Source organism: Variovorax sp. PBL-H6 (assembly GCF_901827155.1).
In the GTDB taxonomy this organism is placed as follows: Bacteria; Pseudomonadota; Gammaproteobacteria; order Burkholderiales; family Burkholderiaceae_C; genus Variovorax.
The window spans coordinates 3,061,449-3,088,195 of the sequence record NZ_LR594659.1; the positions used below are offsets into that span (position 1 = coordinate 3,061,449).

At 67.1% G+C, this 26,747-nt stretch carries 24 protein-coding genes; 11 read left to right on the forward strand and 13 right to left on the reverse strand.

Translation table 11 applies throughout. From position 1 onward, the window contains the following. Positions 1-48 precede the first annotated feature (48 nt). Entirely contained in the window at positions 49-972 is a 924-nt protein-coding gene (gene ygfZ / locus G3W89_RS14370; protein ID WP_162574724.1) for a CAF17-like 4Fe-4S cluster assembly/insertion protein YgfZ, read from the forward strand. A gap of 4 nt (positions 973-976) precedes the next feature. On the opposite strand, the gene G3W89_RS14375 is transcribed toward ygfZ, so the two are convergent. Both G3W89_RS14375 and G3W89_RS14380 read right to left on the reverse strand, forming a co-directional pair. Then, positions 977-1,189: a YbdD/YjiX family protein gene (locus G3W89_RS14375; RefSeq protein WP_162574725.1), complete on the reverse strand. Its 213-nt coding sequence runs from the start codon at positions 1,187-1,189 to the stop codon at positions 977-979. Position 1,190: 1 nt separating this feature from the next. Further along, positions 1,191-3,254 carry a carbon starvation CstA family protein gene (locus tag G3W89_RS14380; RefSeq protein ID WP_162574727.1) on the reverse strand — a complete coding sequence of 688 codons (2,064 nt, stop codon included), beginning with the start codon at positions 3,252-3,254 and terminating at the stop codon, positions 1,191-1,193. A gap of 316 nt (positions 3,255-3,570) precedes the next feature. Here G3W89_RS14380 and G3W89_RS14385 point away from each other — a divergent pair, with 316 nt between their 5' ends. Next, positions 3,571-5,316 (forward strand): hypothetical protein, encoded by a 1,746-nt coding sequence (locus G3W89_RS14385; protein ID WP_162574729.1) that lies wholly within the window; start codon positions 3,571-3,573, stop codon positions 5,314-5,316. Between the two features lie 51 nt (positions 5,317-5,367). Here the strand turns inward: G3W89_RS14385 and G3W89_RS14390 are convergent, their stop codons facing one another. From G3W89_RS14390 to G3W89_RS14405, 4 genes are read right to left on the reverse strand one after another with little or no spacing between them, the layout of a single operon-like run. Further along, positions 5,368-6,006 carry a response regulator gene (locus G3W89_RS14390; protein WP_162574730.1) on the reverse strand — a complete coding sequence of 213 codons (639 nt, stop codon included), beginning with the start codon at positions 6,004-6,006 and terminating at the stop codon, positions 5,368-5,370. Next, complete coding sequence (locus tag G3W89_RS14395) at positions 6,003-7,364, reverse strand: cache domain-containing protein (protein WP_162574732.1); 1,362 nt, start codon at positions 7,362-7,364, stop codon at positions 6,003-6,005. The genes G3W89_RS14390 and G3W89_RS14395 overlap by 4 nt, the downstream gene beginning before the upstream one ends. A gap of 27 nt (positions 7,365-7,391) precedes the next feature. Further along, positions 7,392-8,261, reverse strand: coding sequence for a YbgC/FadM family acyl-CoA thioesterase (locus G3W89_RS14400; RefSeq protein ID WP_162574734.1), 870 nt, complete (start codon positions 8,259-8,261; stop codon positions 7,392-7,394). After that, entirely contained in the window at positions 8,258-9,208 is a 951-nt protein-coding gene (locus G3W89_RS14405) for an alpha/beta hydrolase (RefSeq protein WP_162574736.1), read from the reverse strand. Before G3W89_RS14405 ends, G3W89_RS14400 begins: the two co-directional genes overlap by 4 nt. Positions 9,209-9,272: 64 nt before the next feature. On the opposite strand from G3W89_RS14405, the gene G3W89_RS14410 reads away from it, so the two are divergent. Further along, positions 9,273-10,409 (forward strand): iron-containing alcohol dehydrogenase, encoded by a 1,137-nt coding sequence (locus G3W89_RS14410; RefSeq protein WP_162574738.1) that lies wholly within the window; start codon positions 9,273-9,275, stop codon positions 10,407-10,409. On the opposite strand, the gene G3W89_RS14415 is transcribed toward G3W89_RS14410, so the two are convergent. Beyond that, on the reverse strand, positions 10,379-11,263 hold the full coding sequence (locus G3W89_RS14415; RefSeq protein WP_162574740.1) for a LysR family transcriptional regulator: 885 nt from the start codon (positions 11,261-11,263) through the stop codon (positions 10,379-10,381). The genes G3W89_RS14410 and G3W89_RS14415 overlap by 31 nt on opposite strands. 133 nt (positions 11,264-11,396) lie before the next feature. Here G3W89_RS14415 and bla point away from each other — a divergent pair, with 133 nt between their 5' ends. Further along, positions 11,397-12,233, forward strand: coding sequence for a class A beta-lactamase (gene bla / locus G3W89_RS14420; protein ID WP_443083207.1), 837 nt, complete (start codon positions 11,397-11,399; stop codon positions 12,231-12,233). 25 nt (positions 12,234-12,258) lie between these two features. Here the strand turns inward: bla and G3W89_RS14425 are convergent, their stop codons facing one another. The 4 genes from G3W89_RS14425 to G3W89_RS14440 form a co-directional block, all read right to left on the reverse strand. Beyond that, positions 12,259-12,480 carry a hypothetical protein gene (locus tag G3W89_RS14425; RefSeq protein ID WP_162574744.1) on the reverse strand — a complete coding sequence of 74 codons (222 nt, stop codon included), beginning with the start codon at positions 12,478-12,480 and terminating at the stop codon, positions 12,259-12,261. Between the two features lie 144 nt (positions 12,481-12,624). Continuing rightward, the gene (locus G3W89_RS14430) at positions 12,625-13,641 is read right to left on the reverse strand and encodes an acyltransferase family protein (protein ID WP_162574747.1); all 1,017 of its coding nucleotides are present in this window, start codon (positions 13,639-13,641) and stop codon (positions 12,625-12,627) included. A gap of 19 nt (positions 13,642-13,660) precedes the next feature. After that, complete coding sequence (locus tag G3W89_RS14435) at positions 13,661-16,018, reverse strand: Tex family protein (RefSeq protein ID WP_162574749.1); 2,358 nt, start codon at positions 16,016-16,018, stop codon at positions 13,661-13,663. Between the two features lie 180 nt (positions 16,019-16,198). Beyond that, positions 16,199-17,101: a LysR family transcriptional regulator gene (locus tag G3W89_RS14440; protein WP_197893558.1), complete on the reverse strand. Its 903-nt coding sequence runs from the start codon at positions 17,099-17,101 to the stop codon at positions 16,199-16,201. Between the two features lie 167 nt (positions 17,102-17,268). Between G3W89_RS14440 and G3W89_RS14445 the strand changes: the two genes are divergently transcribed. The 6 genes from G3W89_RS14445 to G3W89_RS14470 all read left to right on the forward strand — a co-directional run bounded on the left by G3W89_RS14445 (position 17,269) and on the right by G3W89_RS14470 (position 23,009). Continuing rightward, the gene (locus G3W89_RS14445; protein ID WP_197893559.1) at positions 17,269-18,081 is read left to right on the forward strand and encodes a 2OG-Fe(II) oxygenase; all 813 of its coding nucleotides are present in this window, start codon (positions 17,269-17,271) and stop codon (positions 18,079-18,081) included. Between the two features lie 7 nt (positions 18,082-18,088). Beyond that, a complete protein-coding gene (locus G3W89_RS14450) occupies positions 18,089-18,892 on the forward strand; it encodes a 2OG-Fe(II) oxygenase (RefSeq protein WP_162574753.1) in 804 nt (267 codons plus the stop codon). A gap of 5 nt (positions 18,893-18,897) precedes the next feature. After that, positions 18,898-20,133, forward strand: a complete 1,236-nt coding sequence (locus G3W89_RS14455) for an MFS transporter (protein ID WP_162574755.1) — start codon at positions 18,898-18,900, stop codon at positions 20,131-20,133. 163 nt (positions 20,134-20,296) lie between these two features. Next, positions 20,297-20,860: a DUF2239 family protein gene (locus tag G3W89_RS14460; protein ID WP_162574757.1), complete on the forward strand. Its 564-nt coding sequence runs from the start codon at positions 20,297-20,299 to the stop codon at positions 20,858-20,860. A gap of 134 nt (positions 20,861-20,994) precedes the next feature. Further along, positions 20,995-22,341: an MATE family efflux transporter gene (locus tag G3W89_RS14465; protein WP_162577485.1), complete on the forward strand. Its 1,347-nt coding sequence runs from the start codon at positions 20,995-20,997 to the stop codon at positions 22,339-22,341. Then, entirely contained in the window at positions 22,308-23,009 is a 702-nt protein-coding gene (locus tag G3W89_RS14470; protein ID WP_162574759.1) for a glutathione S-transferase, read from the forward strand. Before G3W89_RS14465 ends, G3W89_RS14470 begins: the two co-directional genes overlap by 34 nt. A 24-nt stretch (positions 23,010-23,033) precedes the next feature. Here G3W89_RS14470 and G3W89_RS14475 read toward each other — a convergent pair whose 3' ends face one another. Then, the gene (locus tag G3W89_RS14475; RefSeq protein WP_197893560.1) at positions 23,034-24,263 is read right to left on the reverse strand and encodes a hypothetical protein; all 1,230 of its coding nucleotides are present in this window, start codon (positions 24,261-24,263) and stop codon (positions 23,034-23,036) included. A 359-nt stretch (positions 24,264-24,622) separates the two neighbouring features. Between G3W89_RS14475 and G3W89_RS14480 the strand changes: the two genes are divergently transcribed. After that, positions 24,623-24,937, forward strand: a complete 315-nt coding sequence (locus tag G3W89_RS14480; RefSeq protein ID WP_162574761.1) for a hypothetical protein — start codon at positions 24,623-24,625, stop codon at positions 24,935-24,937. Between the two features lie 278 nt (positions 24,938-25,215). Here the strand turns inward: G3W89_RS14480 and G3W89_RS14485 are convergent, their stop codons facing one another. Beyond that, a complete protein-coding gene (locus G3W89_RS14485) occupies positions 25,216-26,742 on the reverse strand; it encodes a Dyp-type peroxidase (RefSeq protein WP_197893561.1) in 1,527 nt (508 codons plus the stop codon). Positions 26,743-26,747 lie beyond the last annotated feature (5 nt).

Here is a 26,747-nt window from a genome sequence, read left to right on the forward strand (position 1 = left end):
GTAGCCCTGCGGGCCGAACGGAACGGAGCAGCCCATGATAATTCAGCGATGACCTCAGTCGTTCTGAATGGCGTAACAGCCCTTTCGCACCTCGGCGTGATTCGCGCCGAGGGCCCCGAAGCCGCGGATTTCCTCAATGGCCAGCTGACGCAGGACTTCGCCCTCCTCGGCCCGACCGAAGCGCGCCTGGCTGCGCTGTGCACGGCCAAGGGCCGGATGATCGCGAGCTTCATCGGCATCCGGCCGCAGCCCGACCGCGTGCTGCTGGTCATCGGCCGCGACATCCTTGCAGCCACGCTCAAGCGCCTGTCGATGTACGTGCTGCGCGCCAAGCTCAAGCTCGGCGATGCCACGGAAGAGTTCATGCTCCACGGCCTGGCCGGGACGGCGCTGATGGCCAACGGTGTCAGTGCGGACGCGCCGCCCGGGCGCTGCTGCCAGATCGGCGATGTCAACGTGGTCTCGCTTTATCCGTCGGACCGCGTGCCGCGCGCACTTCGCATCGCGCCGGTGGGCAGCGCCGAGCCCGAGGGCTCGGCGCTAGACCCCGCGCTGTGGCAGTGGAGCGAGGTCCGCAGCGGCATCGTGACCGTGAGCGAGCCGATCGTCGAGGCCTTCGTCCCGCAGATGCTCAACTACGAATCGGTGGGCGGCGTGAATTTCAAGAAGGGCTGCTACCCCGGCCAGGAGGTGGTGGCGCGCAGCCAGTTCCGGGGCACCCTCAAGCGCCGGACCTACCTCGTGCAGGCGACCGCTCCGCTGGCCGCAGGCCAGGATGTCTTTGCGGCCAACGATCCCGAGCAGCCGGTTGGCACGGTGGCACAGGCGGCGCCGGCGCCCGGCGGCGGATGGGCCGCGCTGGTGTCCATGCAGATCGCGGCACTCGGCGGGGGCGGCCTGCGCGCCGGCGGCGCCGATGGGCCCGCGCTCAGCGTCGAGCCCCTGCCCTATCCGCTGCTCGAAGACATCTGAGCGTTCAACAGCAACGCCCTTTGCCGCCGCCGTAACGCGCCTCGAGGCGCTCGCGGAAGAACGCCTCGTAGCTCATCGGCGCCGCTTCGGGATGCGTGCGCGCCATATGGCCGAGGTAGGCGTCGTAGTCAGGCAGACCCACCATCAACCGCAGCGATTGCGCGAGCGAGCGCGTCAAATAGCGCCCGGCTTCGGGCAAGGCGGACAGCGATCGCATCTCAGGCCGCCTGCGCCGGCATCGGCTCGAAGGGAGTTTCGCGTGCCGTCGGCTTGTTGGCAGCGCGCGCCGCGAGCGCGCTGCGCACGCTGTAGAACAGCACGCTCAGCACCACGAAGATGAAGAGCCCGCAGAGCGCGGCGTCGAGCCGGTCGTTGAAGACGATGCGTGCCATCGCGTCGGGCGTCTTGGCCGGCGCGAGCAACACGCCTTTCTCGATCGCCTCCGCGTACTTCGCCGCGTGGGACAGGAAGCCCACCTTCGGGTCGGCCGAGAAGATCTTCTGCCAGCCCGCCGTCAGCGTGCACGCCAGCAGCCAGGCGGCCGGCGCGATCGCGACCCAGGCGTAGCGCTCCCGCTTCATGCGGAACAGCACCACCACGCCCAGCAGCAGCGCCACCGCAGCGAGCATCTGGTTGGAGATGCCGAACAGCGGCCACAGCGTGTTGATGCCGCCCAGCGGATCGACCACGCCCTGGTACAGGAAATAGCCCCAGGCTGCGACGCACAGGAAGGTGGCGGTCAGGTTGGCCACCATCGAGTCGGTGCGCTTCAGCGCCGGCACGAAGCTGCCGAGCAGGTCCTGCAGCATGAAGCGCCCGGCGCGCGTGCCGGCGTCCACGGCGGTCAGGATGAACAGCGCCTCGAACAGGATCGCGAAGTGATACCAGAAGGCCATCATGGCCGGCCCGCCAATGGCCTGGTGCAGGATGTGCGCCATGCCCACGGCGAGCGTCGGCGCGCCGCCGGCCCGGCCGAGGATCGTGCTCTCGCCCACGTCCTTGGCCGTCTGCAGCAGCATCTCGGGCGTGACCACGAAACCCCAGCTCGAGATGGTCTGCGCCACGGCAGCCGGTGTGCTGCCGACCAGCGCGGCCGGGCTGTTCATCGCGAAGTACACGCCCGGCTCGATGCAGGCCGCCGCCACCAGCGCCATCACCGCCACGAACGATTCCGCCAGCATGCCGCCGTAGCCGATGAAGCGCGCGTGGCGCTCGTTGTCCAGCATCTTGGGCGTGGTGCCCGAAGAGATCAGCGCATGAAAGCCCGACACCGCGCCGCAGGCGATGGTGATGAAGAGGAAGGGAAAGAGACTGCCCGACCACACCGGTCCGTTGCCCTGCGCGAACTGCGTCACTGCCGGCATCTGCAGCGTCGGCGCGACGAACACGATGCCGATCGCCAGTGCGACGATGGTGCCGATCTTCAGGAAGGTCGAGAGATAGTCGCGAGGTGCCAGCAGCAGCCACACCGGCAGGCTCGCGGCGATGAAGCCGTAGCCGATCAACATCCAGGTCAGCGCCTTGCCGTCGAAGGTGAAGAGCGGCGCCCAGTCCGGGTTCTGCGCCACCGCCTGGCCGCCGAAGATGGCCAGCATCAGCAGCACGAAGCCGATCACCGAGACCTCGCCGATGCGCCCCGGCCGGATGTAGCGCAGGTACACGCCCATGAACACCGCGACGGGAATGGTCGCCGCAACCGTGAAGGTGCCCCAGGGCGATTCGGCCAGCGCCTTCACCACGATCAGCGCCAGCACCGCGAGGATGATGATCATGATCATGAAGGTGCCGAACAGCGCGATCAGCCCCGGCACGGTGCCCATCTCCTGCTTGACCAGGTCGCCGAGCGAGCGCCCGTCGCGCCGGGTCGAGATGAAGAGCACGATGAAGTCCTGCACCGCGCCGGCGAAGACCACCCCGGCCACGATCCACAGCAGTCCCGGGAGGTAGCCCATCTGCGCCGCCAGCACGGGGCCCACCAGCGGCCCCGCTCCGGCAATGGCCGCGAAATGATGGCCGAAGAGCACGTTCTTGTCGGTGGGCACGTAGTCCAGCCCATCGTTGTGGCGATGGGCCGGCGTCATGCGCTTGCCGTCGAGCCCGAGTACCCGGTCGGCGATGAAGAGGCTGTAGTAGCGGTAGGCGATCAGGTAGCAGCAGATCGCTGCGACCACGACCCACAGGGCACTGATGGCCTCGCCGCGGGCCAGGGCCACGGTGCCCAGTGAAAAGGCGCCGACCACGGCCACGACAAGCCACACCAGGTGGCGGCGGATGCTGTGCATGCGGATGTCTCCAGAGGTTGAACCCGGCGAGTGTCCCGATTCGCTGGCTGGGTGGCATCCGTTGCAACGCGAGGGCGGGCCGCGTGGTGTTGCCTAAGGGAAAACCCAGAGGCAGGGCTCACCGAAGAGCGGCTGCGACTTTTGGCGGGAACTGGCTGGCGCTTGGGCGGAACCTATCCGACTCGCGCGTCACCCATTGGCGGCCTTCACACACCGGATCCCTCTGTCCCGAAGGAATGCGGCCCTGTCTGCAACCCATGCATTCAGCCACGGCGCCTCCAGGGGCGCTCTCCACGGACTCTTCTTTGATGCAATCATGTTTCTGACCAAGAAATCTCCCTCCGGCACGCCGCTGCCGACCCAACTCAAACTAAACGCTTCCACCCACGCTCCGTCCTTGCCCGATTCGGGACTGCTCGACTCATGGGCGACCCAGGGAGCAACACAGAATGCTTGCACTGCACGAAAAGAACTCGTGCGCTTGCTCGACAGCGCCGCCAGGCATCCAAGCAGCGAGCTGAATTTGGGTCACTGCGATGCACAGGCATGCCTGGAGCTGTCGGACCATCTGGTCGACGGGCATGCCGAGGCGTGCACCCGCGCAGACCCGTCAACGATTCGGTTGATTCTTCCATCGGGGCTCGTGAGGATGCCCGGGTGGATCATCAAGTTCACTGCGCTCAGACAGCTCATCGCGCACGGATTCACTGGCGATTCCGACGCCGCCTTGAATCTGCTCGAAAAGCAATGTCCAGATTTGATGTGCGATCTGTCGAGCCCACAGGGCTCTGCGAAACCGCCGGAGACCGTCGACATTGAAAGCCGGCAAAAGGTTCATGCCGCCTTGGCGGAAAACATGCTCCGTCCGCTCGAGCGCCCCTTCATCGGCACACTCGACCCAGACGCGAAGGCAGGGCTGCAGCATTTCGTGAGCCTGGTGCGCGAAACCCTTGGCACCAGGATCGACCTGGCCGGGGGCAGCGGCTACAACTTGGGAGGGTTCAAGATTCTTCGAAGGCAAGGTGGCGAGCTCGGGCTGTCGAAGCTCGCGGAACCACCCCACATCGACGGGAGTCTTGATCCGCGCTCTGCCGAGGCAGAGGACTTGCCGAGAACAATCGAAATCTTCAACGCTCACTCCGAAGATCTGCGAGTCGCCATCTGGCAGGCAATGACGAAGTGCGGCTATGTCAAGTACCTGCAGGCCCATGCCGCGACGTTGATAGACGGTGAATGGGACATCCTGGTCAACGTAGGCCTCTATTTCAGCCGCAACCTGACGCAAAACGGCGCTCACAAGGACACCGAAGGGGAGAACCTGTTCGTGCTTCTCCTGTACTGCAATGACCAACACATCGAAGGCATGGAGTACATACCCGGGCTTGCGAATCCGCCGGAACATCAGGCGTTCATAGAACGCCAACTGCCTTCCGTTTTTGTCGACGAGGTCGCGGAAATACTCCAGACGCCCCCGCACGGCACGGCATACGCACCTCAGGTCGAACCCTGGGGTTTTATTGGCGGCTGCGACGAGTTGATGGTCCACTCGACCCCGTTCGTTCACCATCGCGGCGCATTCGTACTCGTCTCGGTCATCGCGGGCATGGGCCCTGCGCTGCAACTCTGCTTCGGTCCTCGTACTGAGAAGGAGTACTCGAGGGTTCGGCAGTGCTACGCCCGTGGTGAGTCGCCATCCACCAGGAATTCTCTTGTACTTGGTGCACACAAGGCGGCGGTACAACTGGAAGAGCTGGCGCTATCCGACGATTGGATTGACCGCAGCAAACTGGAGGAGCTCTTGCGCGATGCAGGGCTTGCCGAAGCTGACGCAGCGATGCTTTTCAAGGCGTTGGCGATGAAGGCGACCACCGAAGATCCTTTCGACGGTACGGCCTTGATCGACATTCCCCACTTGCGCTACTCAGTCCGGATGACAGTGCCGCGCGGCAAGGAACTTCGTCGGGAGATGAGTGAGAAACTGGAGAACGGGACGGTACGTCCCCAACCGGCAACCCGCGATATGGCCAGGGTCTGGGTTATGGCGCGGCGAAAGCCCACCTGACAAAACCGCCACTTCGATTCCTGGAGCAGGGGGAGTGCGCGCCCTCCCCTTTCAGCCCTTGCCGAACTGCCGCGCATGCTCCACCGCATACTTGATCAGCTCCGCCTGCCCCTCGAGTCCCAGACGCCGCTTGATGCTCTGCCGATGCGCCTCCACGGTGCGCACGCTCAGGCCGAGGTCGCGCGCGATCTGCTTGCTCGATTCCCCACGCCCGAGCGCCGACAGGATCTCGCTCTCGCGCGGCGTGAGCAGCGGGCGCGGCGCCTGGTTGCGGAACAGCCGCTGCGACACCGCGGGACTCAAGAAGGTCCCGCCGGCTGCCGCTGCCTCGATGGCCGCGACGATCTCGGCCGCCGGCGCATCCTTGAGCACGTAGCCGCGCGCGCCGGCCGTTAGCGCCTGCTGCACGTACTCGGGGTTGTCGTACATGCTGAGCATCACGACGCGCACCGCGGGCGCAACCGCCTGCAGCCGCGCGGCCAGCTCGATGCCGTTCATGTCCTTCATGCCCACGTCGGCCAGCACCAGATGCGGCTGCAGGCGTTCGATCGCTTCCAGCGCCTCAGCGGCACTGCCGGCCTCGCCCACGATCTCGATGCCGGGCAAGGGATCGAGGCGCGCATGCAGGCCGTCGCGGACCAGCGGATGGTCGTCGACCAGGAAGACGCGGATCGGCTGCGTCGTCGTCAAGCCGCCTCCAGGCTCTTCGCCGGGACGAAGGCGACGATGGCGGTCCCCTTGCTGCCCGAGTGCAAGTCGAGCCGCCCGCCGATCGCCGCGATGCGCTCGCGCATGTTGCGCAACCCGATGCCCCGGTGCGGATCGAGCTGCGTGGCTGCCAGGTCGAAGCCGACGCCGTCGTCGTTCACTTCCAGCCGCACGCCGCGCGACTCGAAGTCCAGCGCGATGCGCACCTGTCGCGCGCGTGCGTGCTTGCGCACATTGGTCAGCGCCTCCTGCGTCACACGGAACAGCGCGGTCTTGACCTCTTCCGGCAGTTCGCGCGGTTCGCCCTGCACCGCGACGGCGGCGGCCACGTCGCCCTCCTCGCCGAACTCCGCGCCCAATCGTTCCAGCGCGGCCGGCAGGCCCAACTGGTCCAGCAGCGCCGGCCGCAGCCGGTGAGAGATGCGTCGTACTTCGGCGAGGCATGTGTTGAGCCGCGCCAGCGACTTGGCCAGCACCGCCGGCGCGGGCTGGTTCGCGCGCTCCAGCATCTCCACGGCGGACTCCACCAGCAGCTTGGCGGACACCAGCGTCTGGCTGGTGCCGTCGTGCAGCTCGCGCGCGAGCCGTCCGCGCTCCTCCTCCTGCGATTGCACCACCTGGCGCGCGAGCAGGCGCAGCTTGGCCTCGGCCACCCGGTGCTCGCTGAGGTTGAGCAGCAGCCCGCCGGCACTGACCGCCGCCAGGCACAGCGCCGCGATGGCTGCGATCCACAGCAGGGTGGTGGTGACGTTGAGATTCATCTGCCGATCCAGCGTCTGCATGGTCGCCTGAATGTCGTCCAGGTACAGGCCGGTCCCGAGCATCCAGTTCCAGCGCGGCAGCGCCGTCACGTAGCCCAGCTTGGGCGCGAGCTGGGCACTCGAGGGCTTGCGCCACTCGTACTCCACGAAGCCGCCGCCGTCGCGAGCCCGGGCGATCAGCTCCTGGATGGTGAAGCGCCCGCGTGAGTCGCGCAGCTCCCACAGATCCTGGTTCACCAGCTCGGGCTGCCGCGAATGCATCAGAGAGCGTCCCCGCAGGTCATAGACGAAGAAGTAGCCGTCGTTGCCATAGTCGAGCGCGGCGAGCCGGCGCAGGGCCTCGGCGCGCGTCGCCTCGTCGTTCCGGCCCGTGTCGTACAGCGGCTGCACCACGCTGACCGCCAACGCCACGTAGCTGCGCAGCTCGTTGCGTCGCTGGTTCATGTAGGTCTGCTCGATCAGCGCGCGCTCGCGGGTTGCCAGGTCGCGCTCCTGGTGGCGCACTGCCAGCGCCACCAGTGCCAGTGCGACCAGCAGCGGCGCGACGGCCAGCGCGACGATCTTGAGGCGGAGGTTCATCGGCGTGGCGGCACGAACGGCGGGCGCTCAGAGCGCGCGGCGCATCTCGATGTGCGGGATGCCAGCTTCCTCGAACGGCTCGCCATGCTGCGCATACCCGAGGCGCGTGTAGAAGGCCTCGGCGCTGCGCTGTGCATGCAGCATCACCTCGCGGTCGCCGCGCGCCTTGGCAGCGTCCTCCAGCGCGCGCAGAACCGCCGCGCCATGGCCACCACCGCGCAGCACGCGGTGCACGGCCATCCGGCCGATGCGGCCCTGGCCGGGCGCGCCCGGCACCAGCCGTCCGGTCGCGATCACCTGCCCCAGCCGGTTGCGCGCCACCGCATGCACGGCGCTCTCGTCGTGCTCGTCCCATTCCAGCTCCTTGGGAATGCGCTGCTCCTCGATGAAGACGCTGCGGCGGACTGCGCCTGCACCTTCGCCGAGCTCGGCCCAGTTGCCGGTGCGGACTTCGGCCAGGGCTTCACCGGATTCGTAGGCCGTGAAGATCTCGCGCAGCAACGTCGGCACCGGCTTCGAGGTCTGCGTGGCCGGATCGGCGAACACGTAGACCAGCTCGCACCCGACCAGGAAGTCGTCGCCGCGGAACAGCCCGCCCTGGAAAATGATGGAGGAGTTGCCCACGCGCACGCACTTCATGGCGACGTCGAGCACGTCGTCGACCCGTGCCGAGGCCTGGAAGTCGACCGTGGCCTTGCGCACGTAGAGGTCGCCGCCCAGCGCGTGCATCGCCTCCTCGTAGGGCAACGCAAGCGCGCGCCAGTAGTCGGCGATCGCGGTGTCGAAATACATCAGGTAGTGGGCGTTGAAGACGATCTTCTGCATGTCCACCTCGGCCCAGCGCACGCGCAGGCGGTGGAAGAAGCGGTAGTCGGATCGGCGGGTGTTCTCGGTCATGGTTGCAAGGCTTCCTTCAGGGCGCGCGCCGCATCGGCCTGGGCCTGCAGCGCTTCGGGGATGGCACGGCCCATTTTGACGAATTCGTGAATCACGCCGCGGTAGATCTCCAGGTCCACCGGCACACCTGCGGCGCGCAGCTTGTCGGCGTAGGCGATGCCCTCGTCGACCACCGGATCGCACTCGGCCAGGCCGATCCAGGCGGGCGCGACGCCCTCGACGTCTTCGGCGTTGAGTGGGGCGAAGCGCCAGTCGTCGCGGTCGGCCGGCGTGTTGACGTACTGGGCAAAGAACCAGGTGATGAGCTGCTCGCCGAGGAGCGGACCCTCTGCGAAGCGACGGTGCGAGGGTGTGTCCTGGTGCGCAGTGGTGCCCGGGTAGATGAGGATCTGCAAGGCGACCCGCAGGCCCGCGTCGCGCGCCAGGATGGCGCACACCGCGGCCAGCGTGCCGCCCGCGCTGTCGCCGCCGAGCGCGAGGCGGCTGCCGTCGAGCCCCAGCTCCGCGGCGCTCCGCGCAACGAACTGCACGGCATCCCATGCGTCGTTCGAGGCGGTCGGGAACTTGTGCTCGGGCGCCAGTCGATAGTCCACCGACACGACGGCGCAACCGCTTTTCTGGCTGAGCACGCGGCACAGCGTGTCATGCGTGGCGATGCTGCCGACCGTGAAGCCGCCGCCATGGAAGAACAGCAGGACCGGCAGCACGTCGTGCGAAGGGGCATAGAGCCGGGCCGACATGGAATGCCCGTCGCGCGCGGGAATCTCGAAGTCCTCGACGCGTCCCAGTTGCGGCTTGGGGACCTCGAGCACGCCGGCGCCCTTCTCGTACGCCGCCTTGGCCTCGGCCGGCGTCAGCGTGAAGAACGGCGCCGGCTGGGCGCGGGCCATGCGCTCGACCACACCGGCCATCTTGGCGGTGAGCGGCGGCGCGAGGGTTTGGGTCATGGGCAAGACAGGCGGCACTTGTTAAATTGGAAGGCCGAATCGTAGCTTCCACTTCATACGCCCCATGGCCCTCATCCAATACCTGACCCAGATCCAGTTCGACTTCGGCGCCATCCAGCTGCTGCGCAGCGAATGCGACCGCATCGGCATCGCCCGGCCGCTGATCGTCACGGACGCCGGCGTGCGCGCCGCCGGCATCCTGCAAAAGGCGCTGGACGCGCTCGGCGGCCTGCCAGCCGCGGTGTTCGACCAGACCCCCTCCAACCCCACCGAGGCCGCCGTGCGCGCCGCCGCCGCGCTCTACCGCGACGAACGCTGCGACGGCCTCATCGCCGTCGGCGGCGGCTCCGCCATCGACTGCGCGAAAGGCGTCGCCATCGCGGCCACGCACGAGGGGCCGCTCAAGACCTACGCCACCATCGAAGGCGGCTCGCCGAAGATCACCGAGCGCGTCGCCCCGCTGATCGCCGTGCCCACCACCAGCGGCACCGGCAGCGAGGTGGCGCGCGGCGCCATCGTGATCGTGGACGACCACCGCAAGCTCGGCTTCCACAGCTGGTTCCTGATGCCGAAGGCTGCGATCTGCGACCCCGAGCTGACGTTGGGCCTGCCGCCGCGGCTCACCGCCGCCACCGGCATGGATGCCATCGCGCACTGCATGGAGACCTTCATGTCGGCCGCCTTCAACCCACCCGCCGACGGCATCGCGCTGGACGGGCTGCAGCGCGCCTGGAACTACATCGAGCGCGCCACCAAGGACGGCAGCGACCGCGAGGCACGCCTCAACCTGATGAGCGCTTCGATGCAGGGCGCCATGGCCTTCCAGAAGGGCCTGGGCTGCGTTCACTCGCTGAGCCACAGCCTGGGCGGCATCGACCCGCGCCTGCATCACGGCACGCTCAACGCCCTCTTCCTGCCGGCCGTGATCCGCTTCAACGCGGGCGCGGATTCGGTACAGAAGGAACAGCGCCTGCAACGCATGGCGCAGGCCATGAACCTCGACTCGCCCGGTGACCTTTCGGCGGCGATCCGCGACATGAGTGCACGCCTGGGCTTGCCGAAGGGGCTCGGCGAGGTGGGGGTGACGGACGCGATCTTCGAGCAGATCATCGACGGCGCAATGGCCGACCATTGCCACAAGACCAACCCGCGGCTCGCGAGCCGCGAGGACTACCGCGAGATGCTCGAAGCCTCGATGTAGTCGACCAGCCAGCGGCGAAAGGCCTCCATCGCGGCGCTCGGTTTTCTCGACTTGAGCCGCACGAGCCAGTAGCTGCCGGTCATCACCTCGGTCGAAAGCGGCCGGACGAGCCGGCCTTCGTCCAGCTCGCGTTCGAACATGGAGCCCGGCGCAAGTGCGACCCCGGCGCCCTGCATGGCCGCTTCCACCATCAGCCGCGAGGAATCGAACACCGGGCCGCGGATCGTCGGGCAGTCCGCGCCCGATGCCGCGAACCAGGCGGGCCAGTCCTCGGCCCGATAGGAACGCAGCAGCGTCTGCTGCGAGAGATCGCGAGGCTTGGCGATGCGCGCTGCGATCGCCGGCGCACACAGCACAGAGAGCGGCGCCGCCATCAGGTGCTCGGCCTCCAGGCCTGGCCAGTTCCCGTCGCCGAAGCGGATTGCACAGTCCAGCCCCTCGCCCGCCAGGTCGACCACGTTGTTGTGCGTCATCAGCCGCAGGTCGGCGAAGGGGCAGCTTTGCCGGAAGAGCCGCAAACGCGGCAGCAGCCAGCCGACGGCGAAGGTGCCCACCACGCCGACCGTCAGCACCTCGAAGAAGTGGCCGTTGTCGAACTGCTGGACCACCGCCTCCATGCGCCCGAAGGACTCGGCCAGCACCGGCAGCAGCGCATGGCCCTCGTCGCTGAGCGCCAGCCCGCGCGGCAGGCGGCGGAACAGCGCCACGCCCAGCCGCGCCTCGAGGCCGCGCACCTGCTGGCTGACCGCGGCCTGCGTCACGTTGAGCTCGGCCGCCGCCAGCGTGAAGCTCAGGTGGCGCGCCGAGGATTCGAAGGCTCGCAGTGCGTTCAGGGGAAGGTGGGTGCGAGCCATAAGATTTTCTTGTGCGAGACAGCAAATACTATCGTTTGTGCCGCCCCCGTCCATGGCGGAAAGTCGCTGCTTTTCAGGAGCACGCATCCCCATGATTCAACGACGTCAATTCGCAGGCGCCCTTCTTCTCCCGATGGCCGCCGTTTCCTTCGACATCCGGGCCGAGGCCCGTCCGGCCCTTGCGCGACAGTTCGCCGAGATCGAGAAGAAAACCGGAGGCCGGCTGGGCGTCCACGTGCTCGACACCGCGAATGGCCGCCGCGCCGGCCACCGCCAGGACGAGCGCTTCGCCATGTGCAGCACCTTCAAGTTTGTCGCCGCGGCGTTGGTGCTGGCGCGGGTGGATCGGGGCCAGGAGCGCCTGGACCGCCGTGTCGCCTATTCGCGCAACGACCTCGTGACCTATTCGCCTGTGACCGAGAAGCACGCCGGCACCGACGGCATGACCATGGCCCAGTTGTGCGAGGCCGCGGTCACGCTGAGCGACAACACCGCCGGCAACCTGATGCTTGCGAGCTTCGGCGGCCCCGCAGGCCTTACCGCCTTCATGCGCTCGCTGGGCGACGCGCACACGCGGCTGGACCGCATCGAGACCGCCCTCAACGAAGCCCGTGCCGGCGATCCGCGCGATACCACCACGCCGGCCGCGATGGTGGGCAGCATGCAGAAGATTCTCTTGGGCGATGCGCTCTCGCCCGCCTCGCGCACCCAGTTGCTGCAATGGCTGGACGGGAACAAGACAGGCGGCGAGCGCATCGGCGCCGGCCTGCCCGCGGACTGGAAGGTGGGCGACAAGACCGGCACGGGCGAGAACGGCGCAGCCAACGACATCGCGATCCTTCGGCCGCCGGGACGCGCGCCCATCCTGCTGTCGGTCTACCTGACGGAGACCAAGGCATCGATGGCCGATCGCAACGCGGCGCATGCCGCTGTCGCAGCCGCGGTCGTGCCCTGGATCACTGGCGCCTGACGCGTGGCACTCGGCCGGCCGGGTCTCAGCCCTTCCTGCCGCCAAATGCCACCAGTGCTCCGCCCACCACGATCGCCGCCACGCCGGCCCAGGTCGGGAAGTTGACGGTCTCTTTTTCCTTCACCGACAGCTCGATCGGGCCGATCTTGGCCTGGTGCGTTTCCTTGGTGAAGCTGAAGCCGCCGAGCCCGATGGCCGCGATGCCGGCAACGATGAGGATCAGGCCGATGATTCTTGTGGCGTTCATGGTGTCGTGCTTCCCCGTGGTTTGAAATGGATGCCCGACTGTAGCCGCCGCGGCTGGCGCCAACTCAGAGCGAGTGCACGACCGCCGCCGGGCTGCCGCGTGCAACCACTCGTCCCGTCGCACCCGCGTAGATGCGCAAGGCTTTCACCGCTTGCCGACCAGCACACCGAGGCCAAGGACCTGCAGCAGCCAACCGACAAGGAGGCCGCCGAACATCGTTGCCGCGACCACGGCGAACAGGCCCAAGGGGCCCGCATGGGACACGGCGAAGGCCGTGAAGCCGATGCTCTTGCTGATTTCGAGCATCGCGACATTGGCCACGTAGATCGCGAAGGTGTTCCTTCCGATGAAGGCGACCGCCCGGCCCAGCACCCCAGGCTGTCTCGGCGGCGCACGATCGGCCGCAACGGCACTCATCATCAGCAGCAGGGAGGCGAGCGTCACCGTCAGCGTCAGGTAGGGCGAGTGCTCGGCGAACAGCCGGCTCTCGATCGGCGCCGCGAGCAGCAGCAGCACCGCGACGATACCCAGGCCGGGCCTGCGGCCGAACTCGCCGCGCGCCAATGCGACGCCCATCGCCACATACGGAATCCAGTAGATGAAGAGCCGGTCTCCGACGGCCGAGATCCATCGGTTCTCGAACATCCAGTAGCCCGCAGCCACGTTGAGTGCCACGCCGGCCGCGATCACCGGCAGGGTCGGCACTTCTGCCACCCATCGCCGCAACAGTGGAAAGAGCAGCGTGAGCTGGAATAGGATCACGAAGTAGTACTGGCCCGACCACCCGTAGCCACCAAACCAACCACCGACGATGGTGTGCATCGGCGTTGCTTCCCACCGCCCGTCGTAGAACTTCTCGACATAGAGCAGGGTCCAGGCGATGTAGGCCACGCCCAACTCCGCCAGGCGCTGGCCCAGGTAGGCCAGGTGCGTCCCGGACGCGCGGCGCGCCAGGGCCTTCTCGAGGTAGTAGGCCCACAGCCCGATGAACACCGGCACGCCGAAGCGGTACACATCCTGGAAGGGCAGGCCCGCGTGGATGCAGACCACGCCGACGATGCCGGCCGCCTTCAGGTAGTCCGCGTGCAGGTCGCGGGTGCCGGCCGCTGCGGCGGTTCGCGCCGGCAGGGCGCGCTCTACAGCGTGGCGAGGATCAGGCATGCAGGCTTTCCCTTGCTATCTATGACTTGCGCAGGCCCTGCAGCTTGGCGAAGGCGCTGGCCATCTGGCCCGCCGGCTGCGGAGCGTTGTCGCGACGCGGACCCTGCTGGCCGCGCCCGGCCCCCTCGAAGCGGTTGTCGCGCGGGCCGTCGCGGCGGCCAGGCGCCGCGTCGAGCTTCATCGAAAGCCCGATGCGCTTGCGCGCGACGTCGACCTCCATCACCTTGACCTTGACGATGTCGCCGGTCTTCACCACCTCGCGCGCATCGTTGACGAACTTGTGCGAGAGTTGGCTGACGTGCACCAGGCCGTCCTGGTGAACACCCAGGTCGACGAAGGCGCCGAACTGCGCCACGTTGCTCACCGTGCCTTCGAGCACCATGCCTTCCACCAGGTCCTTGATGTCCTCGACGCCGTCGTTGAAGCGCGCCACCTTGAAATCCGGACGCGGATCACGGCCCGGCTTCTCGAGCTCGCCGATGATGTCCTTCACCGTGATCACACCGAACTTCTCGTTGGCGAAGAGCTCGGGCTTCAGCGTCTTGAGCATCTCGGCGCGACCCATCAGCGCTTCGATGGGCTTGCCCGTTTTCTCGATCATCTGCTCGACGACAGGGTAGGTCTCTGGGTGCACGCCCGTCACGTCCAGCGGATTGGTGCCGCCGCGGATACGCAGGAAACCCGCGCTCTGCTCGAAGGTCTTGCCGCCGAAACCAGTGACTTCCAGCAGTTGCTTGCGCGTGGCGAAGGCGCCATTGGCCTCGCGCCAGCGCACCACGGCCTTGGCGACGCCCGCGGACAGGCCCGAGACGCGCGACAGCAACGGCACGCTCGCGGTGTTGAGGTCCACGCCCACGGAGTTCACGCAATCTTCGACCACGGCATTCAAGGTTCGCGCCAGTTCGCTCTGGTTCACGTCGTGCTGGTACTGGCCGACGCCGATGGATTTCGGGTCGATCTTCACCAGCTCGGCCAGAGGATCCTGCAGCCGGCGCGCGATGCTTGCGGCGCCACGAAGGCTGACATCGACGTCAGGCATTTCCTGCGAGGCGAACTCGCTGGCGGAATAGACCGAGGCGCCCGCCTCGCTCACCACCACCTTCTCGACCTTGAGCGGCGGCGCGCCGGCCTGCTCGGCCATCTTCGCGAGCAGCTTGATCAGGTCCGCGGCCAGCTTGTCGGTCTCCCGGCTGGCGGTGCCGTTGCCGATCGCGATGAGGTTGACGCCGTGCTTGGCGCACAACTTGCCCAGTGTGTGAAGCGAACCTTCCCAGTCGCGCCGCGGTTCGTGCGGGAACACGGTGGCGGTGTCGACCAGCTTGCCGGTGGCATCGACCACGGCGACCTTCACGCCGGTACGGATGCCCGGGTCCAGGCCCATGGCAACGCGCGGCCCGGCCGGTGCAGCCAGCAGCAGGTCGCGCAAATTGTCGGCAAAGACCTTGATGGCGACCTTCTCGGCCTCCTCGCGCAGCCGCGAGAACAGGTCGCGCTCGGTCGAGAGCGAGAGCTTCACGCGCCAGGTCCAGGCCACGCACTTGCGGATCAGGTCATCGGCTGCGCGGCCTGCATGGCTCCATCCCAGGTGCAGCGCGATCTTGCCTTCCGCGATCGAAGGCTTGCCCGGCTCGGGCTCGACGGGCAGCACCAGCTTGGCGTCGAGGATGTCGAGCGCGCGGCCGCGGAACACCGCCAGCGCCCGATGCGAGGGCACGCGGCCGATCGGCTCGTCGTAGTCGAAGTAGTCTCGGAACTTGGCGACGTCGGCGTTGTTCTCGTCCTTGCCGGCCATCAGGCTGGACTTGAACAGGCCCTCGGCCCACAGCCATTCGCGCAGGCGCTGCACCAGCACCGCGTCCTCGGCCCAGCGCTCTGAGAGGATGTCGCGCACGCCGTCGAGCACCAACTGCACGGTCGAGAAATCCAGTCCGTCCGCAGCGGGCTTGACGAAAGCCGCAGCTTCCTCGGTGGGGTTCAGCGTCGCGTCCGCGAAGAGCTTGTCGGCCAGCGGCTCGATGCCTGCTTCGCGCGCCATCTGGCCCTTCGTACGGCGCTTGGGCTTGTAGGGCAGGTAGAGGTCTTCCAGCTCCTGCTTGGTCGGTGCGGCATCGATGGCGGCGCGCAGTTCGGGCGTCAGCTTGCCCTGCTCCTCGATGCTCTTCAGCACCGCCGCGCGGCGATCCTCGAGCTCGCGGAGGTAAGCGAGGCGTGCCTCCAGTTCGCGCAACTGCACATCGTCGAGCCCATCGGTGGCCTCCTTGCGATAGCGTGCGATGAAAGGCACGGTGGCGCCCCCGTCGAGCAGATCGACGGCGGCCTTCACCTGGTGCTCGCCGACCTTGATCTCGGCCGCGAGCTGGCGAATGATTTTCTGCATGTCTGGGAGGAGGTTCGCTGCGGACGCCGCGCGGGCGCCTGCGGATGGCGAGAAGAAGAGAAAAACGAAGCGGGCAAGTTTGCCATAGGGCGCGGATCGCCTTGTGCGTCCGGCCCGATACATTGCAACAACTCTTGTTGCGCCCGATGCCGCCTTCGGGCGCCGGGCGGACAGGTCGCGCTATGCGGCGCGGCGCTGCGCCGATACAGACGCCAGCGGCGTCAATTCATCCAGGATCGCCCGCACCCGTGCCGGCACCATTCGGTTGGCCGGCATCACCGCGTGGATGGGCGTGCTGGGCGGCCGGCAGTTCGGCAGCAGCTCGATCAAGGTGCCCGCAGCCAATTGGCGGTTCACCATGTAGTCGGGCAGTTGCGCGATGCCAAGCCCGAGCTCGGTCGCCTGCGCCATGGCTTCGCCGTCGGAGAACCGGAATTGGGCCACGGCACGGAAGTCGCGATTGCGTCGGGCTTCGCGAAAGTGCCAGACCTGATCGCGACCGCTGGTCGGCATGCGGAACAGAATGGCCCGGTGTCCGACCAGCGCCGACACATCCTCGGGACGGCCTTGGGCATCCAGATAGGCAGGCGCGGCACACAAGACCCAGTCCTGGCTCGCGATGCGCCTCGCCACCAGGCGCGAATCCGACATGGCGCCGATGCGGATCGCCAGGTCGACGCCCTCCTCCACCAGATCGACGAAGGCATCCGACAGCCGCACATCCAACCGCAGTTCAGGGTGCTTGGCCGCGAGCTGGACGATGGCGGGCATCACGCGCTCGCGACCGAAGACGACCGGCAGATCCACGCGCAAGGTTCCGCAAGGCCTGGTCATCGTGCCCAGGGCCTCTGCCTGAAGCTCTTCGATTTCGGCGATGACCCGCTGGCAGCGGTCGAAGAGCCGCTCGCCATCGGAGGTCAGCGTTACGCGCCGCGTGGTGCGATGAAAAAGCCGAAGCCGCAGCGTCGATTCGAGCCGGCCGACGGCCTTGGCCACCGTCGAAGGCGTGGTCCCGAGCTCTCGTGCCGCGGCGGCGAACGAGCCGTGCTTGACGGTCTCGGTGAATGTCAGAAGCCACTCCATTCCCAGCATCCCGATCCTCCCCATTGCAGAAATTTATTCCTCAGTGTCATGCCTGAGGTGCGCATTCTCAATCAGGGTTGACGAGCGCAAACTGCCGGCCTTCACCGCACGCGAGCTCAGTCTTCGCGGCCTCTTGAAAACCACGGCAAATCAGGGAGACCTCATACATGGACACGTTCATCGATGATGAGCATGACTCGAAGCTCGTCCTGTCGGCGACGCGCGGCGAGTTAAGCGCCCGGGCCCTCGTCGCGCTCGCCAGCGGCGCGGCCATGGTGCTGCACATACGCAGCTTCGTCGACCCCGCCACTTGCGCGCTGCTGGCCCAGCGTGCCGAGCACCTTGGCTATTCGTCGTACCTGAACGTCCCGAGCGTGCGGCGCATCGGCATGGCGTTCTACGAGACCGAAGGCAAGTCCGAGCTCATCGACAGCTACTTCGCCTCGGCGCCGCAGCATCTCTCCGATTTCAGGCGCGCCTGCGCGCCCTTCTGCTCGCCGATAGACACCATGCGCTGCACGCTCGACGAAGTCTGGCCGCACGGCGCGCGCCTGCAGGGTCTGGGCGGCCGCAAGATGTTCGTCGGCCTCTCTCGCAGCGTCGAGCCCGGCACCACCTTCCTGGCGCATCACGACATCTTCTCGGAAGACGCGCCAGGCCACCCCGAGGCCACCAGCCTCAGCGCTCAATTCGGCGCCAACATCTACCTCCAGATGCCTGGTGCCGGTGGTTCGCTACTGATGTGGAGTGACGAGATCGCACCCGCAACATTCAACAGGATGCGCGGTGAGCACTACGGCATTCCCATCGATCGACTGGGCCCGCCAGATGTCAGGGTGCGGCCCGCTCCGGGCGACCTGCTCATCTTCAACTCCCGAAAGATGCATGCCGTTTCGCCCGGCACCGGGCGCAGCCGCCTTGCGTTGTCCTGCTTCGTCGGCTATCGCGGCGAATCCAATCCCCTGAGCTTCTGGAGCTGAGAACACCATGTCCAACGTCATCGAAGAAAAGCCACGCGATCTGCTCACGTTCCCCGGTGGGCTGAGCCACCATGCGCTACAGGCCCTCACGCTCCAGGAAGCCCTGATCGTGCGCATTCCTGGCTTCATATCCGCCGGCGTGTGCCACCTGATCGCGCGCGGCCTGCTGCGCCAAGGGTATGACGACTATCTCAATGCGCCGGCCGTCGGTCGCATCGGGATGTCCTTCTTCGAGACCGGCGGCAAGGCCGAGCTCATCGACCAGTACTTTGCCACCGCGCTGCCCAACATCCGCCTCCTGCGCAATGCATGCGCGCCCTACCAGTGCCCCATCGATGTCTTTCGGTGCGTGGTCGATGAGCTCTGGCCCTCGGGTGCAAGTCTTCAGAGCCTGTCCGGGCGCAAGATGTTCGTCGGCCTGTCGCGCAACATGCGTCCCGGCGCACCGCTGCTGGCGCACCATGACTGTTTCGCGCGGCTCGCGCCCCATGATGCCGAGGCCAACGACCTGCTGATGCAGATGGCCGTGAACATCTACGTCAATGTGCCGCAGCACGGCGGCGAACTCATGATGTGGCGCGAGGAGATCACCGATGCCGAGTTCCTGCGTCGGCGCGGCGACAAGTACGGCATGGACATCGAGCCGCTTGGCCCGCCCGACATCGTCGTGAAGCCGCAAATGGGCGACCTGATTCTCTTCAACGCGCGCAAGCTGCACGCGGTTGCGGCGGGCGCCGGCTCCGACCGGCTGACCCTGTCTTCGTTTCTCGGCTTCCGTGGCGATGCGCAGCCCTTGACCTTCTGGAGCTGACCACGATGACGGCAATGACCCGCGGCCGGGCGCTCGTCGTCTTCGCCGTCTTCGCACTGGGTTACTTCCTCTCGTCCTTGGTGCGCGGCGTCACCGCGACACTCGCGCCGGCGCTGACCCAGGAATTCGCGCTCTCGTCGAGCCAGCTCGGCCTGCTGGGCGGCGCCTACTTCCTCGGCTTCGCGATGCTTCAGTTACCGCTGGGCAACTGGCTCGACCGCTTCGGGCCACGGCGCGTTTTGAGCTTCTCACTGGCCGCGGCAGCGCTCAGCTGCATCGCCTTTGCGATGGCGGACGGCTTCGTGTCCTTGCTGCTGGCGCGCTTCATCTGCGGCGTGGGCGTGAGCGCATGCCTGATTGCGCCGCTCACCGGAGCGCGCTTATGGCTGCAAGGCAGCCAGCAACAAAGCGCCAACGCATGGATGCTGATGGTGGGCTCCCTGGGTCTGCTGACCGCCACGCTGCCGGTGCAATGGGCTTTGCCGCTCTACGGCTGGCGATCGCTGTTCCTGGTGCTCGCCCTCTTCTTCGCGCTGACGATGCTCGGAACGGCTTGGCAAGTGCCCACCGTGCAGACCCCAGCGGCATCCTCACGGCGCAAAAACCTGTTCACGAGCTATGCCCCCATCTTCGCGAATCGCTACTTCCGGCGCATGGCGTGGATCGGGTTCGTCAACTACGGCGTGCTCGTGGCCGTCCAGACATTGTGGGCAGGCCCCTGGATGACTGCGGTGGCCGGCTACTCCGCCACCCAGGCCGCGCGCGGCCTGTTCGCGATGAACCTGACGATGCTTTTCGTGTTCTGGTTCTGGGGCATGGCCAACCCGCGTCTGCATCGAGCGGGGCTGAGCGCCGAGCGCATCATCCTGCGGGGATTGCCGTTCGGCTTCATCGCGCTTGCGGCCGTCGCCTGGCTCGGGCCGCGCGCAGGCTGGGAAGCATTTGCCATCTACTGCGCGCTGTCGAGTGTTCTCGCGCTCACGCATCCTGCCATCGGCATGGCCTTTGTCGCCCACGAAGCCGGACGCGCCATCTCGGCATTCAACCTGCTGCTGTTCGCCGGTGTCTTCACCACCCAATGGTGCGTGGGCGCGGCGCTGGACCGGCTCCAGGCAGCGCATTGGCCCGTCGTCGATGCCTACCGCGCCGTCTTCGCCGTTCTGGCGATGGCCTGTTGTTTGAGCTACCTCTGGTTGCTTCAAGGGCTGAGCGCCGAGAGGCCGGTGGCAGCCAACGCCTGACCGGAGACCGGAGCTCACTCGCGGCCGTCCTCGCTCGAGGGCGGATTCGCTGCCGGTTCGCGACGCGTGTCGGGGTACATCAGATGCACTGCGGAGGACTCGCGCGAAAATTTTCACCCGGGTAGATTGCAAAATACCTTTTACCCCGGGTATTATTCGCGCCATGTCCTCTGTTCCCGATCCCACCCTCACCGCCTTTGCCGGCTTCGAGCGCATCGCTGCAGGGCCGAGCGCCGAAGTCGTCGCGCAGCTGCGCGCACGCGCTGATGCCCAGACGGTCTTTGTCTTCGACGACAGCACCGGCCAGCGCCTCGATCTCGATCTGCGTGAAGACGTGTCAGCCGTTGCGGAAGGCTCTGCTTCCGACGAGCAAACCACCCGCGGCGTCGGCCGCCCCAAGCTCGGCGTGGTCGCGCGCGAGGTCACCCTGCTGCCGCGCCACTGGGACTGGCTCAGTCGCCAGCCCGGCGGCGCCTCGGTGGCGCTGCGCCGGCTGATCGACGAGTCGCGCCGCGTCCACGCCGACCGCGATGCGCAGCGCGCCTCGCGCGAAGCCGCCTACCGCTTCATGAGCGCGATGGGGGGCGATCTGCCGGGCTTCGAGGAGGCGGCGCGCGCCCTCTTCGCCAGCGACGGCAAGCGCTTCGCAGAGCTCGTCGCCGCATGGCCCGAAGACGTGCGCGCATACCTGCAGCGGCTGGCAGCAGCGGCGTGGAGCAGCCAATGAACCGCGCGATACCCGCCCAGCCGATGGAACCCGAAGACGTGGAACACGCCGGCGAAATCGTCGCTCCGACAGCGACGGTGACCGATCCGGTGCCGCCGCAGATCGCCGCGAAAACCAATCCGCGCGCCGCGGCCATGGCCTCTCGCCCGCTTTGGAAGACCTTCCTGGTCTTTCTCGCGCCCATGCTCCTGAGCAACATCCTTCAGTCGCTCTCCGGCACGCTCAACAACGTCTACCTGGGCCAGATGATCGGCGTGGGTGCGCTGGCGGCGGTGTCCAGCTTCTTCCCGATGATGTTCTTCTTCATCGCCTTCACCATCGGCCTGGGCGCCGGCGCCTCGGTCCTGATTGGCCAGGCCTGGGGTGCCCGCGAGCCCGAGAAGGCTCGCGCAGTAGCCGGTACCACGCTGACGGTGGGCGTGCTGTTCGGGCTGTGCGTGGCGGTCTTCGGCGGTGCCTTCACACGGCCGATGCTTGCGGCGCTCGGCACGCCCCCCGACATCCTGGCCGACGCCACTCGCTATGCACGCATCATCCTGATCGCCATGCCGGGCCTGTTCGTGTTCCTGCTCTCCACCGCGATGCTGCGCGGCGTGGGCGACACGATGGCTCCGCTCTACACACTCGTCATCTCCACCACGCTGGGCCTGGTGATCACGCCGGCGCTGATCCGCGGCTGGTTCGGCCTGCCTCAGATGGGCGTGGCGAGCGGTGCCTGGGCCACGGTGATCTCCTTCGTGGTCGCGACAACCTGGCTCGCGTTCCACTTGCGGCGCAAGAAAAGTCCGCTGGCGCCCGACGCCGGATTCGTGCGGCACCTGCGCGTGCGCCCGGCGCTGCTGAAGGCGGTGCTGAAGGTGGGCGTGCCGACGGGCGTGCAGATGATCGTGGTGTCGCTCGCCGAGCTCGCCCTGCTCTCCTTCGTCAACGCCTACGGCTCGGGCGCCACCGCGGCCTACGGTGCGGTGAACCAGGTCGTGGCCTACGTGCAGTTCCCTGCCATCTCGATCGCCATCGCGGCCTCGGTGCTCGGCGCCCAGGCCATCGGCGCCGGCCAGATGCAGCGGCTCGGAGCCATCGCCCGCACCGCGCTGATGATGAACGTCGTGCTGACTGGCGGCCTGGTACTGCTGGGGTATCTGTTCTCGCGGCCGCTGATGGGCTTCTTCATCACCAGCGAGCCCGTGATCGAGGTGGCGCAGACGCTGCTGCACATCATGCTGTGGAGCACGGTCATCTTCGGCATGGGCGCCGCCTTGTCGGGGATCATGCGCGCCAGCGGGTCGGTGCTGGTGCCGACCTCGATCTCGATCTTCTGCATCGCGCTGATCGAGGTACCGGTGGCGTGGTGGCTGAGCCATCGCATGGGGCTCAACGGCATCTGGGTGTCGTACCCGGTGGCCTTTGCGGCGATGCTGACGCTGCAGGCGAGCTACTACAGGTTCGTATGGCGCAAGAAGGCAATACGCAGGCTGATCTGAAAGGCGCCGGCGGCGCACGGCCGGTGCTCTACTCCTTTCGCCGCTGTCCCTATGCGATGCGCGCACGCATGGCGATCCTCGTCAGCGGCCTGAGCTGCGAGCTGCGCGAGGTCGTGCTGCGCGACAAGCCGGCCGAGCTGCTGGCCGCATCGGCCAAGGGCACGGTGCCCGTGCTGGTCGAGGCCGACGGCACGGTCATCGAGCAGAGCATCGACATCATGCTGTGGGCCTTGCGGCACAACGACCCCGAGGGCTGGCTGCAGGCTGGCCACGCAACGCTGGACGAGATGCTCTCGCTGGTGGCCGAATGCGATGGCGAGTTCAAGCGGCATCTCGACGGCTACAAGTATCCCGAGCGGCATCCGCCGCACGACGCAAGTGCGCATCAGGCGCAAGGCGCCCTCTTCCTGGCGCAGCTCGAGGCGCGGTTGCAGGCGAGTCGCGGACTGTGCGGCGAACAGGTCGCGCTTGCCGACATCGCGATCGCCCCGTTCGTGCGGCAGTTCGCGCAAGTCGATGCGGCCTGGTTCGCATCGCGTCCCTGGCCGCGACTCCAGGCCTGGCTGGGGGCACGGCTCGAAGCGCCGATCTTCTTGCAAGCGATGCAAAAGTACCCGCCCTGGCGCGCGGGCCAGCCTGGCGCCGACTTCCCGCGATCGGCAGCGTAAGGCCTCGGCACGTGCCGAGGCCGCCTACTCGAACACTTCGTCCCCTGTCGGCTCGTAGCGCGGCACCGCATTCATGTCATGCCGCAGCTTCGATAGTTCCCAGTACATCCGTCGGCGCGCCCGGCTCTGGTTGCCTAGCGGCCGGTGCTCGGCAATCGTGTGCCAGGGGTTGTACGAGAGCTTCTTGGCAAATTCCATCTGAGCGGGTGAATCGAAGCGCTGCTTCGGGATGCGCAGTGTCGCCACGCTGATGCGCGGCGACAGCTTCTCGGGCCACAGCACGCCCGCGTTCTCGATGGGCATGCGGTGCGGGTCGGTCTGCATCTGCAGGCGGATGTCGAACGCCACCTCTTCCCTGCTCAGGGTCGCGGCCATGGCCTGGCGCAGGTAGTCGTCCGGTGGACGCAGCGGCAGGCGCGGGATCGGCGTGCGCTTTGTGGACTTGGGCCATACCGAGTACTGCATCGCCTGTCCTTCGCCCAGCAGGTACGGCACGCAGCTGAAGTACGGCGCTTCAAGTGGACTGGACTGCGTCTTGATGAAGAGCGACTGCATCACCAGGTCCAGCACATGCGACTCGCGCAGGTTGACGAAGTAGAAGATCTGCGCGTTCTTCACGCTCTCGATCTGCAGCGCTGCGTTGGCCTTGACATCGGGCGTGACGAAGGTGGGCGTGGAGACGCCGAACATGTCCAGTGTGTGCTGCTCCTCCTCCATCAGCTTCGTGCCTGGCACGCCCATGAGCTTGATGCTGATGCTCATGAAGCCCACGTCGTCGATGTCGGGCGTGATGTAGGGGCCGGGACCCGAGAAGCGCACCCAGGCTCGGAAGCGCTGCGGCTTTGCGTAGATGCCCCGCTTCATCTCCGCGGGAATGTCGTCATGCACGATGAACTCGCCGCGCACGATGCCCTGGGTCTTGGTGTTGCCGCCGCGCTCGAAGCCTCCGGGCTTCCACAGGTCGCGCATCTGCTGCGTGAAGCTGCGCACGATCGAGTCGACGAACTGCTCCTCACTGGGCAACAGTTGTTCCTGGGCGATTCCCAGGCCTTCGTTCGGGCGGCGGCTGTTGATCAGCGCCGTCGTCAGGCGCGCCAGCGGGTCGCGCAGCAGCGCGTCGAAAGCCGGGCGCAGGAAGGGATCGAAGCGGCGCTCCAGGCGCAGGAGCGCCATGCCGGAGTCGCTGACGAAGTCTTTCAACGTCGAGCCGGTGTTGGCGCGCGGCGCGGGGCGGCTCGCGTTCGAGTTGGGCATGGTCTTGCTCCCTCTTACGTTGGGGGAGGGTTGGGGTTAGGGTGAGGACACCGGGCTGCCGATGGGTATCGTGTGCTTGTGTTGAGGCTGGAGCCGGGGCGTCGTCCCGGCGGCCGAGTCACTTTCTTTTGCTTCGCCAAAAGAAAGTAACCAAAGAAAAGGCGACCCCACTGGCCGCGACCCTCCGCTTCGCTACGGGCAACCTGCGGTGCTCGCTTTTCGCGGGGTCCGCGCAAACTCGCCTGCGGCTCAAACACGCGCGGCCCTTTTTCCGCGAAAAGCTGCGCTCCTCGGCGCGGCCAGAGGGGACTTGAACTCCAACGCGCCATGGCGCGTCCCTGTGTGGAATGCAGATTGACATGAACCTCGTGTCTTCGCCCACACAGACACTCGCGCACACGCACACTCATGCGCTCAAGCTCAAGCTCAAGCTCACAGACACTCGCATGCACATGCACATGCACATGCACATGCTCGTGCTCGTGCTCGTGCTCGTGCTCGTAGCCATGCACATGCGCGTGCACTCGTTCGCACGCATACGCACGCACCTGTTCAAGGTCTCGCGCAGCGAGGCCGTTGTTGGCCGAGCGAAGCGATGGCCCGAGCGGTTCCCCATCCCCTCTGCGCGTGCCGAGGAGCGCAGCTTTTCGCGGATCAGGGCCGCGCGTGTTTGAGCGCAGCGAGTTTGCGCGGACCCCGCGAAAAGCGAGCACCGCAGGTTGCCCGTAGCGAAGCGGAGGGTCACGCGCAGTGGGGTCGCCTTTTCTTTGGTTACTTTCTTTTGGCGAAGCAAAAGAAAGTGACTCGGCCGCCGGGACGAACCCCCGGCTCCAGCCTCTGATCAAGCGCAACGAACGACTCAGAATCAACGTACAAATCGAAGGTCCGGCGCCCCCACCCCACCCCTCCCCCAGCACGCGAGCCAGCAAGACACCAGAAGACCACGCGGCGCTCACACCGAATGCCCCTTCGACAGGTAACGCAACGCACGAATTCCCGGCAGAAAGAAGTACGCCCCCCCCTGCACGGTCACGAACTGCGGCAGCCCCGAGCACTGGCGATCCGGCCCCGTGCCCACCGGCATAGAGAAGCTGTCCGTCGGGTTTCCATCGTTGTCCGGCAGCCGATGCCCCAGCAGCGGATCGGATTCGCCCGAGAGGCCATTGAAGCGCGTCCCCGCCATCCATGCGTTCTGGACGAACTCGAACTGCCGCGCGATGTTGGCGCCGAGGCAGATGAAGTGCAGCCCTGTCTCCTCGCCAGGCGCTCCCCCGTACTCGCGCCCGCGGCGCAGCAGGCGGTGGAAGCGGGTGGACGCGATCAGGTCAGGCCGCAGCGGGTTCGCGCCGAAGCCGAGCCGTCGCCACAGGCGCGACAACGGATTCGCCCAGCCCGGCGTCAGGTCGGCGTTGCGTGGATTGGCGCGGCGGATGTGCGCACCAAGTGGACAACGCAGGCCGTCGGGATCGCTGCGATAAGTGAAGCCGTTGCGCAGCTGGGCGTCATCGTCGATGCCGTCGATGTGCTCGCGGCCGGGCCCCACGAGCGCCTCGCCGCCATCCATCTTGCGGCCGACCATGGCCTCGGCCAGCCGCCGGCGCAGGACCAGGTCGCCGCCGGCCTCCCGATCGAGGAACCGCCAGAACCCGTCCACGTCCTGGCGCAACTGGCGCATCACGAGGTAGCTGCCGTTGCGCCCGAGGTCGGCCACCCCCGGCGCATCCTCGGCGCGGGGGAGCACCGTGCCGGGGTCTCGATGCGGCGCGAGCAAGGGGCGATCGGTGTACGCGCCGTACTCGTTGGGATAGCCCAGCAGGTACTCGCCGATGCACGACCGGTTGGTGAAGCCGAACTGCTCCTCGTCGCGCGCCGGGCGCTTGCGCTCCCAGTCGACGCGCGGCTGCGAGATGCCGTCGACAAAGCCGAAGGGCTCGGTCTCGCGCAGCCGGGCGGTGAAGAGGCAAGCCGTCTCCTCGAAGCCGGCTTCGCAATCGCCACGCACGGTCGCGAGCCATGCGTCGAGCCGGCCTGGCATTGCATAGAGCATGACGAGCACATGCGGCACCTCGTGCGGCGCGCCGCCCCATTGCCATCCGGCCGGATCGTTCGCCCCGAGGTCGCCCAGCCGCCGTGCCCGGCTGGCATCGCTGCTCATGCCCGCCAGGAACTCCGCCGAGAAGCCTTCGACGATGTCGCGTGCCACGCCCAGCTTGTGCAGGCCGGGCGCGCTGATGGCGATCTGCAGCGCCGTGGGCGGCGGTGGTTGGCGCTCGATAGCCGGCGTGACGGGCGCACGCGCGAGCCAGGCGCGCGCCGCGCCGGCATCGCGGACGCGCAGCAGCAGGAAGCAAGCCTGCGTCATGTGCTTGTAGCCGTAGCGCACCAGGCCCTGAATGTCTTCGAAGTCGACCTGGGTCACTGGAGCACCTTCGCCTTCGGCTGCGGTGCTGTTCGCCTTCGGGGCGGCCGTGCGGCTCATGGCAC